This is a genomic window from Pseudomonas sp. ANT_H12B (assembly GCF_008369325.1).
GTDB lineage: Bacteria > Pseudomonadota > Gammaproteobacteria > Pseudomonadales > Pseudomonadaceae > Aquipseudomonas.
Genome location: NZ_VOBI01000019.1, coordinates 128,545 through 142,883, shown reverse-complemented (window position 1 = coordinate 142,883; position 14,339 = coordinate 128,545). Strand labels below are relative to the sequence as shown.

Genomic DNA, 14,339 nt, shown 5'->3' with positions numbered 1-14,339 from the left:
TCAATCACCATGCTGGCTGCACGATGTTTGAACTCGCGGGAAAAGACTCTTCTTTCTTTCATGGAACCTCCAAATTGGCGAAATCATATCGCCCTTAAGAGGTGTCCGGAATTATTAGGCCAGTTCAAGCTCGCTCCCACAGGATCAGCGGTGTGGCGAAGGTTTTAGCACGTCGATGTTATCCAGCACCCGGTTCGCGGTGATCTCCGCCACCATGATGCTGTTTGAAATGCCCAACAGGGCATAGCGCGACCCACCCTCTAGATGATCCACCAACTGATGGACCATCACATCGACCGAGGCCAGGGTCTCGACCAAAAAAACCACCAAGGTTTCGGTAGTCGCCTCTGGGTCCACGGAAAACAGGGAGCTGGGCGTGCGCGGTGCGGCTTTGATGTCGGCAATCGACGGGAAGTGGAAGTCGAGGGCACGTTCGGCGGCTTCGTTGAGTTTTTTTGAATCGACGGATTCGTAGGGGGAAACGTCGTCGGTTTCGGGGGGATTCGGGGTTTCTTTGAACATGGTGAAGCTCCAAGTAAGTATTGGAGCCGCCACTGATCGCCGCGATGCGATGGAGGGTGGCAGCTGTACGCAGGTTCGCGGACCGAGCTACTTGGAAACCCGGCATACCCGAAGGTATCCCGCGCACAGCCACCATATGACCAAACGACAAACACTGAAGGATGGTCGGTTGAGGCGGGTGATTATGCACCAAGTAAGCTAATTCAGGCCGCGACGCCCGGTCGCTGATTTTCAGCGACACCCAAAGCCTATCCTCCCGACTTCCAACACGACAACCGATAGAACCTGTCGGAATCCTCCTCCAGAACAGCAACCACTGTAGGACGTTCACAGTATTTCTCAGACCAACCCGGCAAAATGTGGGAACTGGCTGCCCCGGGCGGCGTTCCGACGAAACGAAAAAGCCCGCTGAACCTATAAAGGTCAGCGGGCTTTTTGTGGTTTTCAGTCACTCAAAAATTACAACGTACCAAACACCTTCTTCGCCAGACTGGTCGCTGCCGCCGCAGGATTCTGGCGGATGGTTTCTTCCTGCTTGCCAATCATCTCGAACAAACCATTCAGCGCCTGCTCGGTGACGTAGCTCTCAATGCTGGCATTCTTCCCATCCACCACACCCATCGTCGCGGCTTGCCCGGCGAACGAGTTGTACTGCTTGGCCAAGCCCACCTGGTCGGTGGCTTGCTTGACGATTGGCAGGAACTTGACGCGGATCTGTTCGCGGCTGGTTTTGCTCAGGTACTGAGTGGCCGAGTCCTTGCCGCCGCTGAGAATTCCCTTGGCATCTTCCACGCTCATGTTCTTCACCGCATCAACGAGGATCGGCTGGGCCTGCGTCACAGCAGTTTCAGCCGCTTTGTTCATGCTGGTTTCCAATTGATCAACCTGGCTACCCATGCCGAAGGCTTTCATTTTGCTGGCGACTTTGCCCAGTTTGCCCGGCAGTTCGATTTTCACGTCCGGGTTATTGCTGAAGCCACCCGGCGTGCCGAGTTGTTTCACAGCCAGTTGCGCGCCTTGGGTCAGGGCATCCTTGAGCCCGCCGGTGGCGTCCTTTTGTGACAGGTCACTGAGGGACAGGGCCGTGGCGCTGGCAGAGATCATCAAGCCTGCGAACAGGCCGGCGAAGCGAAGGGTAGGGCGGAGCATGGCTGCTTCCTTGTTCGAAAGAGGAAATTAGCGGACGGCGTCGACGCGGATTTTCAGTGGCTGCGGATCGCTGCCATCCAGCCGCACGGCGTGATGTTCGGTGGTGATGAACATCAGTTCGCCATTCACTTCGATTCGTGCACTGACCGAATAACGATGGCCCGGTTTGACCTGCGTTGGATCGTAACTCAGATGAAAGGGTAGCGGCACCTGACCTTTGACCGGGCCTTTGTGTTCGTCAAGGATCACGGCGGGCGCGTCGGCGAGGGACACGTCCTGCAGGCTGACGCTCAATGTGGCGCTCGGCGGCAGGGCGATGCGTTGCAGGTAGAAGACTTCGCCGTCGAGGGAGGTTTTAGCGGCGGGTTGCATCGACTGACAGGCGCCCAGCAGGGTGGTCATGGCCAATAAAGAGAGTTTTTTCATCGCAGATCTCCAATTGATGTGGGAGTGAGCGTGCTCGCGAAAGCGGTGTGCCAGGCAACTGAAATGTTGAATGTTAAACCGCATTCGCGAGCAGGCTCACTCCCACAGGGATGTCATCAGGCCTCGGGCTGTTTGACGACCTGATCGTCCGCATCTTCACTGCGATGCAACGCCACCTGACGAATCGACAAACGAATCTCCGCCGGCAATACCCGTTTCGCCGCGCCTTCGGCCAATTCGCCAAGCAGTTCGTGGTAGCTCAGCTTGCCGGCTTCGTCGCGCTTGAGCACGTCCAGATCCAGCATGGTCTGGATGAAGTGGCGGAACAGGCTCTTGTCGAAGAATTCCGGGGCGTTCAGGCCATGCAAGATCGACAGGCGTTGGGCCATGACCGTGCAGAGGTCTTCTAGCTCTTCGGCGCTGATGCTGTTCTGGCCGCTGTTGAGCAACAGGGACACAGTCATGTAGAAGCGTTGCAGGGTCTGGGCGATGCTTTTCGACAGCAGCGTCAGCAGCACGAAATGCCGCGAGCTCGGTGCCGGACGCAGGTAAACATCGCTCTCGAAACGCAGCAGACCTTGCTCGACGAACGCTTCCAGCCACTGATCGATCACGGCATCCAGTTCGTCCATCGACCAACGAATGAACAACTCCGATTGCAAGTACGGATAGAGCGCGCGGGTGTAGCGCAGTATCTGCTCACGGCTCATGCGTGACGCGCTCTGGAAGAAACTCGCCAGCAACGCTGGCAGCGCGAAGATGTGCAGCACGTTGTTGCGGTAGTAGGTCATCAGGACGGCGTTCTGCTCGTCCAGATACAGAATCTTGCCCAAGGCGTCGCTTTGTTCGGACAGCAGGTCCATGTCCTTCACATGCTCGATCAACGCCCGCCCGTCACCTTCCGGCAGGGTGGTGTGCGGCGAATACGGGACCTTGCGCAACAGCGCCAGATACAGATCGAGCACGCGTGCCATCGCACGATCATCCAGCGCGAGACGGCTGGTGGACAGCAGTGCCAGTGCCACGAGGTTGACCGGGTTGATCGCCGCCGCTTCGTTCAGATGCTGCGCGACTTTTTCGCCGAGGCGGTTGGTGGTTTCGTTGAGCCAGGCCGGTTTGAACTGCGGGCCGAGTTCCTGTTGACGCCAGTCTGGCTGCTCGCTGTCGAGGAACTCCGCCAGTTTGATCGGCTCGCCGAAGTTCACCGCCACTTGGCCGAAGCGCTGCTTGAGGGCGCCGATGACCTTGAAAATATCGAAGATCGATTCTTTCTTCTTGGTCGCGCCACGCAGTTCGCCGAGGTAGGTCCGGCCTTCCAGCACGCGTTCATAACCGATGTAGACCGGGATGAAGACGATCGGCATCCGCGACGAGCGCAGGAAGCTGCGCAGGGTGATCGCCAGCATGCCGGTTTTCGGTTGCAGCATGCGCCCGGTGCGCGAACGGCCACCCTCGACGAAGTACTCCACCGGGAAGCCTTTGGTAAACAGGGTGTGCAGGTATTCGTTGAACACCGAGGTGTAGAGCGGGTTGCCCTTGAAGGTGCGGCGCATGAAGAACGCGCCGCCACGGCGCAGCAGGCTGCCGATGACCGGCATGTTGAGGTTGATCCCTGCGGCGATGTGCGGCGGGGTCAGGCCATTGCGAAACAGCAAATAGGACAGCAGCAGGTAGTCGATGTGGCTGCGATGGCACGGCACGTAAATCACTTCGTGACCCTGAGCGACCTTCTGCACGCCTTCGATGTGGTTGACCTTGATCCCGTCGTAGATCTTGTTCCAGAACCAGCTCAGCACCACTTCCAGAAAACGGATCGCGGTGTAGGTGTAGTCGGAGGCGATCTCGTTGCCATAGCGCAGGGCCTGGGCTTTGGCTTTCTCTGGAGAGATGTTCTCGCGCTCGGCTTCGTCGAGGATCGCTTGCTTGACCAGCGGCTGATTCAGCAGGCCTTTGACCAGGTTGCGACGGTGGGAAATGTCCGGACCGATCACCGCCGCTTTCAGGTTGCGAAAGTGCACCCGCAAAATTCGTTGGGCCATGCGCACGGTGCGCTCGTGGCCCTTGTTGTGGTCGATCAGTTCGCGCAAATGGATCGGCGCGGAGAACTGAACGCGGGTTTTGCGTCCCAGCACAATGATGCTCAGCAACCGGCGCAAGCGCCCGGTGACCGCCCAGCTGTCGGCGAAGAGCAGTTTCCACGGGCTCGATTCGCTGTCCGGTGACTGACCCCAGAACACGCTGACCGGAATGATCTGTGCGTCTTCGGCTGCGCTCTGGCTCAGGGCACTGACCAGGCGAGTCAAGGTCGGCGGTGCACCACGCTTATCCTGACGGCCGAGCCAATCGGGCTCCGGCGTCAGATAAAAGAACGCGGCGGGCTCCACCAGCGTACCTACCGATACTGGCAACACCGGGCGCGGCAGGCCAGCCTTGCTGCATTCGGTATCGACCACGGCGAGGTCGGTCAGCGAAGGATTTTGCAGGACGTAGAACACCGGACGACTGCGGTCGAGGTTGAGGGTGAACGACGACTGGTTGATCGTCTCCGAGCGAACCCAGAGGTAGAGCAGTCGGCGCAGGGTGCCAAACACAAGACGGCGGAACGGGGAACGGGTCATACGGCTTCTGCATGAGTGAACAAAACCAAGCAATCGCTTGGGCGGCCGATAGTGTGCCGTATTCGCCGAAAATCGGCAAAAAAGCAGCTAAGTAAAGTTGAGTTGAGAGTTTTGACGACTGTCATATACTCGGCCGTTCAAAATAAAAACAAGGGGGTACTGACATGGCTACGCGCGAAACCGGCAGTGTGAAGTGGTTCAACGATGCCAAGGGTTATGGCTTTATTCAGCGCGAGGACGGGATGGACGTGTTCGTGCACTACCGCGCGATTCGCGGCGAGGGGCATCGTTCCCTGGCTGAGGGGCAGCAGGTGGAATACGGCGTGGTGACCGGCGAGAAGGGTTTGCAGGCTGAAGACGTAGTCGGTTTGTAAATCCGCTCTTCAGATCACCCAAAACCACTGTGGGAGCGAGCTTGCTCGCGATAGCTGACTGACATTCAACATTCATGTTGACTGAAAGGGCCTCATCGCGAGCAAGCTCGCTCCCACAGGTTTTGTGTACAGTTTTTAGACAGTTTTCCAGGTGATTTCTTCTTCACCGTCCGCGCTGATGCGCATCCAGCGATCCGCCGTTTCTTCACCTTCTTCCTCGACCCAGCTACCCGGTGCACAACGCACTTCAACGTTCAGCGCGGTAAACGCTGCGCGGGCGCAGGCGATGTCGTCGTCCCACGGGGTCTGGTCGCTGTCCAGGAACAGGCTGTTCCATTTGCCCACGGCTTTCGGCAACCAGGTGACCGACACGTTGCCGGCCTTGCACTTGTAGGTCTGGCCTTTCTGGACCCAGTCGGTGCACGGGCCCAAAGCAGTGCCGAGCCAGGCCGCGACGGCCTTGTAGTCGACGTCGGCGTCTTTCAGGTAAATCTCGATATCGGGTTGGCGCATGGATGTCCTCACTGCGGGTCTGAAAAATCCATTCGCGGATTTAGCCGGCCTCAAGCCGTTGCTCAAGGCCAAAAATTTATAGTTTATTGAAGTACGAAGTAATCGTAGCGCATTGAAACAGTGACCCCGAACGGCTCGACCTGTTCGATGACTGCCGCCCGGCGTTCGGCACTGGCGCGCCAGCCGTGGGGTGTCATGGCCAATAGGTTCGCCCGGTCCTGACCCTTTTCCAGCGTCAGTTTGAATTCCAGGGTTTCGCTGTGCTGCAGCGTCATGCCTTCAGGCATCAAGGCCAGATGCTTGTCGTCGGTGTATTCACGCACTTCGTCGTACAGACGCTCGCGCAATTCCATCAGATGGCCGCTGGTCGGTCCGACTTTCATCAGGCCGCCACCGCGGCTGAGCAGACGTTTGGCTTCTTCCCAGTCCAGTGGACTGAAGACGCTGGCGAGAAACTGGCAGCTGCCCGAGGCCAACGGCACCCGTGCCATGCTGGCGATCAACCAGGTCAGTTGCGGGTTGCGTTTGCAGGCGCGTTTAACGGCTTCCCGGGAAATATCCAGCGCGTAACCGTCGGCGTTCGGCAAGGCCTCGGCGATTTGCGCGGTGTAGTAACCCTCGCCACAACCGATGTCCAGCCAGCGCTGCGGCGCGTATTGCGCGGCCAGTTCCGCCAGACGCTTGGCCACTGGCGCGTAATGGCCGGCGTTCAAAAAGTCGCGGCGGGCCTCGACCATCGCCAGGTTATCCCCAGGGTCGCGGCTGTTCTTGTGCTGCACCGGCAACAGGTTCAGGTAACCCTGACGCGCACGGTCGAAACGGTGCCCGGCGGGGCAGGCTACGCCGTTGTCCACTGCGTTCAGCGGTTCACTGCAGATCGGGCAGGCCAGCATCAGGCGAGCAACTTGATCAGGGTCTGGTAGTAGATTTCGGTCAGCACATCGAGGTCGCTGGCCAGCACGCGCTCGTTGACCTGATGGATCGTTGCGTTGACCGGGCCCAGTTCCACGACCTGAGTGCCCATGGTCGCGATGAAGCGCCCATCGGACGTGCCGCCGCTGGTGGATGCTTTCGTTTCGCGACCGGTGATGTCTTTGATGCTCGCAGATACCGCGTCGAGCAGAGCGCCCGGCTCGGTGAGAAACGGCAGGCCGGACAGCGCCCAGTCGATATGCCAGTCCAGGCCATGCTTGTCGAGGATATCAGCGACGCGTTTCTGCAGGCCTTCGACGGTGGATTCGGTGGAGAAGCGGAAGTTGAACACCGCCACCAAATCACCCGGGATCACGTTGGTCGCGCCGGTGCCGGAGTTCACGTTGGAGATCTGGAAACTGGTCGGCGGGAAGAAATCGTTGCCATGGTCCCAATGCTCGGCGGCCAGTTCGGCCAATGCCGGGGCGGCAAGGTGGATCGGGTTTTTAGCCAGGTGCGGATACGCCACATGACCCTGTACCCCGCGCACGGTCAGTTTGGCGCCGAGGGAGCCGCGACGGCCGTTTTTGACCACGTCGCCCACCAGAGTGGTGCTCGACGGTTCGCCGACGATGCACCAGTCCAGACGTTCCTTGCGAGCGGCGAGGCGTTCGATCACAGCCTTGGTGCCATGATGCGCCGGGCCTTCTTCGTCGCTGGTGATCAGGAAGGCTACCGAACCCTTGTGATCCGGGTAGTCGGCGACAAAACGCTCGGCTGCCACGGTCATCGCTGCCAGGCTGCCTTTCATGTCTGCCGCGCCACGGCCGCACAGCATGCCGTGTTCGTCGATCACAGCGTCGAACGGATCGATCTGCCAGGCTGTTACCGGACCGGTCGGCACCACGTCGGTGTGACCGGCAAAGCACAGCACCGGGCCTTCGTGTTTACCGTGGGTGGCCCAGAAGTTATCCACATCTTCGATGCGCATTGGCTCAAGCGCAAAACCGGCATCGCCCAGGCGCTGCATCATCTGCTTCTGGCAATCGGCGTCGACCGGGGTCACGGACGGACGACGGATCAGGTCGATGGCGAGTTGAAGGGTCGGCGAAAGGTCGGCGTGGGCCGTCATGGAATACTCCGGAAAACTTGAATATGGGCGCGGACTAACTAAATGTGGGAGCCAGCCTGCTGGCGATGGCGGTGTGGCAGTCAACATAAACTGTGATTGATACATTGCCATCGCGAGCAGGCTCGCTCCCACAGGGATGGATTCACGCCAAGCCCTGCAAAATGGCGGTTATCTTAAAGCAAAACGGCGGCCGTTGGCCGCCGTTTAGTGCATCTGGAACGTTTTAGACCGCCGGTGCCGGTTCGACCTTGACGGAAGGTTTGGGCAGCGAAGACAAGAACGCCATGATCAGCGCCGCCAGGTACGGCAGCGACTGCACCAGCAACATCGTCACCCAGAAGCGCATGTCGTTGCTCGGCATGCCGTTCACCAGGAAGATCCCCAGCGCCGCACCCCACAACAGCAGCATGATGAACACCTCTTCGCGAGCCTCCGAAATCGCCACCCAGAAGCCGTGGTTATCGGCGTTTTTCGGAGTGCGGAAGAACGGAATGCTGCTGGTGAAGAAACCGTACAGCACCGCTTTGGCGATGGTGTGCGACAACGCCAACCCGGCCAGTGCTGCGCAGAATGCATCCTTGAGGTTGACCCCGACTGCGCGACGGTAGAGGAAGATGATCTTGCCCACCTTGAACACGAACAGCGCCAATGGCGGGATCGCGAAAATCAGCAACGGCGGATCGACCCGTTGCGGCACGATGATCATCGCCGCCGACCACAACAGCGCGCCGACGGTAAAGAAGATGTTCATGCCGTCCGCGACCCACGGCAACCAGCCCGCGAGGAAGTGGTAACGCTGGCCACGGGTCAGCTCGGTGCCCTTGCCGCGCAACAGGCTGGTGGTGTGACGCTTGATGATCTGAATCGCGCCATAGGCCCAGCGGAAACGCTGTTTCTTGAAGTCGATAAAGGTATCGGGCATCAGGCCTTTGCCGTAACTCGTGTGGTAGTACGCCGCCGACAGGCCTTTTTCAAATACCCGCAGACCCAGCTCGGCGTCTTCACAGATGCACCAGTCAGCCCAGCCCAGTTCCTCGAGCACCGAGCGCCGGGTCATGGTCATGGTGCCATGCTGGATGATCGCGTCACGGTCATTGCGGGTGACCATGCCGATGTGGAAGAAGCCTTTGTATTCCGCGTAGCAGAGCTTCTTGAAGGTGCTTTCGTTCTGGTCGCGGTAATCCTGCGGTGACTGCACCACAGCGATTTTCGGGTCGGCGAAGTGCGGCACCATGTGCTTGAGCCAGTTCGGGTCGACGCAGTAGTCCGAGTCGATCACCGCAATCACTTCGGCATCTTTGGCAGTGTGCGGAATCAGATAATTCAGCGCGCCGCCCTTGAAGCCGGCCAATGGCGCGACGTGGAAGAACTTGAAGCGCGGGCCCAGGGTTTCGCAATAGGCCTGCACCGGTTCCCAAACGGCCGGGTCTTTGGTGTTGTTGTCGATGATCAGGACTTCGAAGTCCGGATAGTCGAGGTTGGCCAAGGCGTTGAGGGTCTGTTTGACCATCTCCGGTGGCTCGTTGTAGCAAGGTACGTGAATCGAGACTTTCGGTCGGTAGTCCGAATCGCCCACCACTGGCAGGAATTCGCGCCGACGCTTGTGAGTCCAGACCGCTTCGGCCAGTTCGTGGGCCTCGGTCAGCAAAACAATAAAGACGCCGAGTGCACCGAGGGCAAGCAAGAAGCCCACTGTCAGGCTGAACCAGGTGCTGTATTGCAGGCTGTAGTCGTAACCGATCCACACCAGCACCGAGCCGCAGAGGAATGCGATGAAGGTCAGGAAGGTACGACCGCGTTGACGCAGCGCCGAGCCGTCGATCATCAGCAGAGTCAGCGACAGCAGGGCCAACACTACCGAACCGACAGCCAGCACGCGCCATTGCGGAATGGCGACGACCGGCCCTTCGAAGTTGAATTTCTGCTGGCGAGCGGCGTTGAACACGCCCCAGTAAGCGCCCACGGAACCTTCGTCACTGGCCTTCCACGGCTGGTCAAACGCTTCGATCACGAAGTAGTTGAAACCCTGGCGATTGAGCTTGTTGACCAGTGTACGCAGGTAAATCGCCTGGTCTGCCGGTGACGCGTCGGCGCCACCGCGCATGCGACCGTTGCTCGGCCAGCCGACTTCCGACAGCAGCAGCGGCTTTTTCGGGAACATTTTTTTCAGGTCGCGGGCGCGGTCGAGTACGAACTGTCCGGACTGCTCCATCGGCACATGTTCCCAGTACGGCAGCACGTGAGCGGCGATCAGGTCGACGTGCTTGGCCAGGCTCGGGTTTTCTTCCCAGACGTGCCATTGCTCGGAGGTGGTCACCGGCACTTTGACGGCCGCGCGGACGCGATCAAGGATCACGCTCAATTGTTCGGCGTTGATTTCCTTGCGGAAGATCGCCTCGTTACCCACCACCACGCGAACCACACTGCGGGAGGAGTTGGCCAGGTCGATGGCGCGCAGGATTTCACGCTCGTTGCGCTCAAGGTCCGGGCTGATCCAGATACCCAGTGTCACGCGCAAACCGAACTCTTCGGCGAGCTTGGGAATATCGCCCAAGGTGCCGTCGACCGAGTAAGTACGGATGTTGTCCGTCAGCTTGCTCATGATCTCCAGATCGCGACGCATTTCATCGTCGGTCGGGTATTGCTCTTTTTGCGGGTACTGCCCTTGCTGGAACGGCGAGTACGAAAAGCCGGAGATCTGTTCAGGCCAGTTGGGGGCGGTGACCGGGCGATTGATCAGCGCCCAGAAGCCGGTAAACAAGGCTGCGATGGCGAGCACCACGACCAGGTTGAGTCCAAATTTACGCGATGACATAGCTTTTTCGGGTTCCAAAGGCTGTGGAACGAAGGAACGGTTTGCGGCTGGCTGCCAGGGGGCAGGGGCGCGCATCCTACACTGGAGGTTCTCTGACCGTACAGCGAACAGGGAAATGCCCGACATTGGGCACTCTGGTTTCACATAAGTTCTTTCACTTGTCGCTGGAAGGTTAAAAGTTCTCGCACTGTGGCCCTATAATGCGCGCCGGTTTTTGGGGTAATGGTCATGAGTACAGAAGATCCGCGGTTTGCAGGCATCGCCCGTTTGTATGGCATCGACGGCCTGGAGCGTTTGCGCGCGGCCCACGTGGTGATCGTCGGCGTCGGTGGCGTCGGTTCCTGGGCGGCAGAAGCCGTCGCCCGTTGTGGCGTGGGCGAGATTTCGCTGTTCGACCTGGACGACGTTTGCGTCAGCAACGCCAACCGTCAGTTGCACGCGCTGGACAGCACCGTCGGCAAACCCAAGGTAGACGTGATGGCCGAGCGCCTGCGCGGGATCAACCCGGACTGCACCGTGCACGCGGTGGCGGATTTCGTCACCCGCGAGACCATGGCCGAGTACATCACGCCAAATATCGACTGCGTGATTGACTGCATCGACAGCGTCAACGCGAAAGCGGCGCTGATCGCCTGGTGCAAACGCCGCAAGATCCAGATCATTACCACCGGCGGGGCGGGCGGGCAGATCGACCCGACGCTGATTCAGGTTTGCGATTTGAACCGGACCTTCAATGATCCATTAGCCTCGAAAGTGCGCTCCACATTGCGCCGCGATTACAACTTCTCCCGCACCGTGACCCGCCATTACAGCGTGCCTTGCGTGTTTTCCACCGAGCAGCTGCGTTACCCGAAACCGGATGGCAGCATTTGCTTGCAGAAGAGTTTTGTCGGTGATGGTGTGAAGCTCGACTGCGCGGGGGGATTTGGCGCGGTGATGATGGTGACGGCGACGTTTGGCATGGTCGCGGCGACCAAGGCTGTGGATAAGATTGTGGCCGGGGTACGGCGACCAGCCGACAAGATCAAGCCTGCCTGACGCTGATCGTTCCCACGCAGAGCGCGGGAACGATCAGTCAGCTAACTCACGCATCCGCTGTAACACGGCGTTGAGGCCGTTGCTGCGCGACTGGGAGAGCTGACGGCTCAGTCCAAGCTGATTGAACCACTCCGGTAAATCCACCCGTTGCAACTCAGCCGCCGACAACCCGTTAACCCGCGCCAGCAACAACGCCACCAACCCGCGAATCAACCGCGCATCGCTGCTTGCGGCAAACTGCCAGTGCCCGTCGTGCAATTCGCCCACCAGCCACACCTGGCTTTCACAGCCATGTACCCGGTTGGCGTCGAGCTTATCCACATCGCTCAACACGGGCAGACGGTCGCCCCACTGCATCAACAGACGTGCCCGTTGCTCCCAGCCAGGCGCATTCTGAAAGGCTTCCAGTGCCGTGATGGCATCCGCGGGCAAGCTCATCGCAATAACTCCAATGCCTGATCCAACGCGTCAAAGAACCGCTCCAGGTCTTCGGAATCGTTGTACAGCGCCAGCGAAACCCGAATCGCCCCGGCCAGTTCGAAGCTTTTGAGCAACGGCATGGCACAGTGATGACCGGCGCGCACCGCGATTCCCTGTTCCGTCAGCAAATGGGCCAGATCAGAGTTATGCACACCCTCGACGACAAAACTGGCCAACGCCAGTTGCGGTTTGCCCAGCAGACGGATGCCGTTACGTGCCTCCAGGCCCTTGAGCAGATAGTCATGCAGCGCCGCTTCGTGGGCAGACACGGCGTCCTGATCCAGTCCCGCAAGATAATCCAGAGTCGCCCCCAAGCCGATCACACTGGCAATCGGCGGTGTTCCCGCCTCGAAACCCAATGGAGCGGGGCGAAAGCGTGCGTCGTGGTAGTTGGCGTCCAGCACCATTTCACCGCCGAACTGCCACGGACGCAGTTGCTTGAGCGCTTCATTGCGCCCGAACAGCACGCCCAAGCCATCGGGACCGTAGAGCTTGTGGCTGGAAAATATATAAAAGTCGCAACCCAGGGCCTGCACGTCATGCCGGCCATGAACCACGCCTTGGGCGCCATCAACCACCGTCAGCGCGTTATGCGCCCTGGCCATCTCCAACAGCGCAGACACCGGTTGCCAGGCACCGAGCACGTTGGACAACTGACTGACCGCCAAAAGGCGGGTACGTGGACCGATCAGTTGCGCGGCCACTTCAAGGTCAATCAAACCGTCAGCGTCCAGCGGCAGGATCACCAGTTTCAGCTCGCGACGGTGAGCCAGTTGCTGCCATGGCAACAGGTTGGCGTGATGCTCCAGGGCGCTGATGACAATCTCATCGCCCGGATTGAAAAGATGTTCCAGGCCATAAGCCAGGAGGTTCAGCGCAGACGTTGCACCATGGGTAAAGATGATCTGCCCGCATTCGCCGGCGTTGAGCCATTGCGCGACTTTGCTGCGACTGTCCTCGAACGCCTGGGTGGCATGGGCGCCGGGCAAGTGTTGCGCCCGATGCACGTTGGCCGCGCCATTGGCGTAGTAATGCGCCAGGGCATCCAGCAGGGCTTGAGGTTTTTGTGTGGTGGCGGCGTTGTCCAGATACGTCTGGTCTTGCCGTTGCAGTGCGGCGATGGCCGGGAAGTCGGCGCGCCAGGGTGAAGGAATCATCATGTTGTTCGGCCCTGGTGACATGGGCGGGTGTACGCCTGACCTTGTAGGAGCGAGGCTTGCCCGCGAAGCTTTTGGCGGCCTCAAGAGCCCTTCGCGAGCAAGCTCTGCTCCTACAGGTGATCGTTTGACGCTCTGCTTAGTTGTGAGCGTGCAGCGCTTCGTTCAGTTCGATGGCCGATTTGTGGGTTTTGCATTCCACGGCACCGGTTTCCGAATTGCGGCGGAACAGCAGGTCTGGTTGGCCGGCCAGTTCCCGGGCCTTGACGACTTTGACCAGCTTGTTGTGCTCATCCAGCAGCGCCACTTTGGTGCCAGCGGTCACGTACAGACCCGATTCAACCGTGTTGCGGTCGCCCAACGGGATACCGATCCCGGCGTTGGCGCCGATAAGGCAGCCTTCTCCGACCTTAATCACGATGTTGCCGCCGCCCGACAGGGTGCCCATGGTCGAGCAACCGCCGCCCAGATCCGAACCCTTGCCGACGAACACGCCAGCCGACACACGACCTTCAATCATGCCCGGGCCTTCAGTGCCGGCGTTGAAGTTGACGAAACCTTCGTGCATCACGGTGGTGCCTTCGCCGACGTAAGCGCCCAGACGAATACGTGCCGCGTCAGCGATACGCACGCCGGCCGGTACCACGTAGTCGGTCATTTTCGGGAACTTGTCCACCGAGAACACTTCCAGCAGCTCGCCACGCAGACGGGCTTCGAGTTGATGCTCGGCCAGTTCGGCCAGATCGATCGCACCCTGGCTGGTCCAGGCCACGTTCGGCAGCAGTGGGAAAATCCCGGCCAGGTTCAGGCCATGCGGCTTGACCAGACGATGGGACAACAGGTGCAGCTTGAGGTAAGCCTCAGGCGTGGAGGACAGCTGAGCGTCTTCGGCGAGAATGGTCGCGACCAGCGGCTTATGGCTTTCGGCCAGACGGGTCAGCAATGCAGCCTGGGCCGCGTCGACGCTTTTCAGCGCTTCGGCCAATTGGGACGCCTGGGCAGTGGTAAACGCGATGGCCTGATTGCCGTCGGTGTAGCCCAGAACCGGAGCAAAGGCAGCGACCAGTTCGGCCGACGGGTTGAGCAAAGGCTGCGCGTAAAACACTTCCAGCCATGCGCCTTGACGATTTTGAGTGCCGACACCAAAGGCCAGGCTGAACAGGGTAGTGGACATGTTGATACCTCTAACAAATTGGAACGGGC

Annotated in this window: 13 protein-coding genes; 2 read left to right on the top strand and 11 right to left on the bottom strand. The window is 59.6% G+C overall.

The window, feature by feature from the left end:
• Nucleotides 1–144: 144 nt before the first annotated feature.
• From FQ185_RS24805 to plsB, 4 genes are all read right to left on the bottom strand, one after another.
• On the bottom strand, nt 145–522 hold the full coding sequence (locus FQ185_RS24805; RefSeq protein ID WP_149419721.1) for a DUF6124 family protein: 378 nt from the start codon (nt 520–522) through the stop codon (nt 145–147).
• A gap of 459 nt (nt 523–981) precedes the next feature.
• Nucleotides 982–1,671, bottom strand: a complete 690-nt coding sequence (locus tag FQ185_RS24800) for a DUF4197 domain-containing protein (protein ID WP_149419720.1) — start codon at nt 1,669–1,671, stop codon at nt 982–984.
• Between the two features lie 27 nt (nt 1,672–1,698).
• Nucleotides 1,699–2,097 carry a YbaY family lipoprotein gene (locus tag FQ185_RS24795; protein ID WP_149419719.1) on the bottom strand — a complete coding sequence of 133 codons (399 nt, stop codon included), beginning with the start codon at nt 2,095–2,097 and terminating at the stop codon, nt 1,699–1,701.
• Nucleotides 2,098–2,213: 116 nt separating this feature from the next.
• Nucleotides 2,214–4,715, bottom strand: a complete 2,502-nt coding sequence (plsB, locus tag FQ185_RS24790; protein ID WP_149419718.1) for a glycerol-3-phosphate 1-O-acyltransferase PlsB — start codon at nt 4,713–4,715, stop codon at nt 2,214–2,216.
• 164 nt (nt 4,716–4,879) lie between these two features.
• Between plsB and FQ185_RS24785 the strand changes: the two genes are divergently transcribed.
• A complete protein-coding gene (locus FQ185_RS24785; protein WP_149419717.1) occupies nt 4,880–5,089 on the top strand; it encodes a cold-shock protein in 210 nt (69 codons plus the stop codon).
• Nucleotides 5,090–5,224: 135 nt separating this feature from the next.
• Here FQ185_RS24785 and FQ185_RS24780 read toward each other — a convergent pair whose 3' ends face one another.
• From FQ185_RS24780 to FQ185_RS24765, 4 genes are all read right to left on the bottom strand, one after another.
• Nucleotides 5,225–5,602, bottom strand: a complete 378-nt coding sequence (locus FQ185_RS24780) for a hypothetical protein (RefSeq protein ID WP_149419716.1) — start codon at nt 5,600–5,602, stop codon at nt 5,225–5,227.
• Between the two features lie 83 nt (nt 5,603–5,685).
• Entirely contained in the window at nt 5,686–6,495 is an 810-nt protein-coding gene (locus FQ185_RS24775) for a putative RNA methyltransferase (RefSeq protein ID WP_149419715.1), read from the bottom strand.
• Nucleotides 6,495–7,646 carry a succinyl-diaminopimelate desuccinylase gene (gene dapE, locus FQ185_RS24770; protein WP_149419714.1) on the bottom strand — a complete coding sequence of 384 codons (1,152 nt, stop codon included), beginning with the start codon at nt 7,644–7,646 and terminating at the stop codon, nt 6,495–6,497. Before dapE ends, FQ185_RS24775 begins: the two co-directional genes overlap by 1 nt.
• Before the next feature lie 223 nt (nt 7,647–7,869).
• Nucleotides 7,870–10,461: a glycosyltransferase gene (locus tag FQ185_RS24765; RefSeq protein ID WP_149419713.1), complete on the bottom strand. Its 2,592-nt coding sequence runs from the start codon at nt 10,459–10,461 to the stop codon at nt 7,870–7,872.
• A gap of 222 nt (nt 10,462–10,683) precedes the next feature.
• On the opposite strand from FQ185_RS24765, the gene tcdA reads away from it, so the two are divergent.
• Complete coding sequence (tcdA, locus tag FQ185_RS24760) at nt 10,684–11,499, top strand: tRNA cyclic N6-threonylcarbamoyladenosine(37) synthase TcdA (RefSeq protein ID WP_149419712.1); 816 nt, start codon at nt 10,684–10,686, stop codon at nt 11,497–11,499.
• 33 nt (nt 11,500–11,532) lie between these two features.
• On the opposite strand, the gene FQ185_RS24755 is transcribed toward tcdA, so the two are convergent.
• The 3 genes from FQ185_RS24755 to dapD all read right to left on the bottom strand — a co-directional run bounded on the left by FQ185_RS24755 (nt 11,533) and on the right by dapD (nt 14,310).
• A complete protein-coding gene (locus tag FQ185_RS24755; protein ID WP_149419711.1) occupies nt 11,533–11,937 on the bottom strand; it encodes a SufE family protein in 405 nt (134 codons plus the stop codon).
• The gene (locus FQ185_RS24750; RefSeq protein WP_149419710.1) at nt 11,934–13,139 is read right to left on the bottom strand and encodes an aminotransferase class V-fold PLP-dependent enzyme; all 1,206 of its coding nucleotides are present in this window, start codon (nt 13,137–13,139) and stop codon (nt 11,934–11,936) included. Before FQ185_RS24750 ends, FQ185_RS24755 begins: the two co-directional genes overlap by 4 nt.
• Nucleotides 13,140–13,275: 136 nt before the next feature.
• A complete protein-coding gene (dapD, locus tag FQ185_RS24745; RefSeq protein ID WP_149419709.1) occupies nt 13,276–14,310 on the bottom strand; it encodes a 2,3,4,5-tetrahydropyridine-2,6-dicarboxylate N-succinyltransferase in 1,035 nt (344 codons plus the stop codon).
• Between the last annotated feature and the right edge of the window lie 29 nt (nt 14,311–14,339).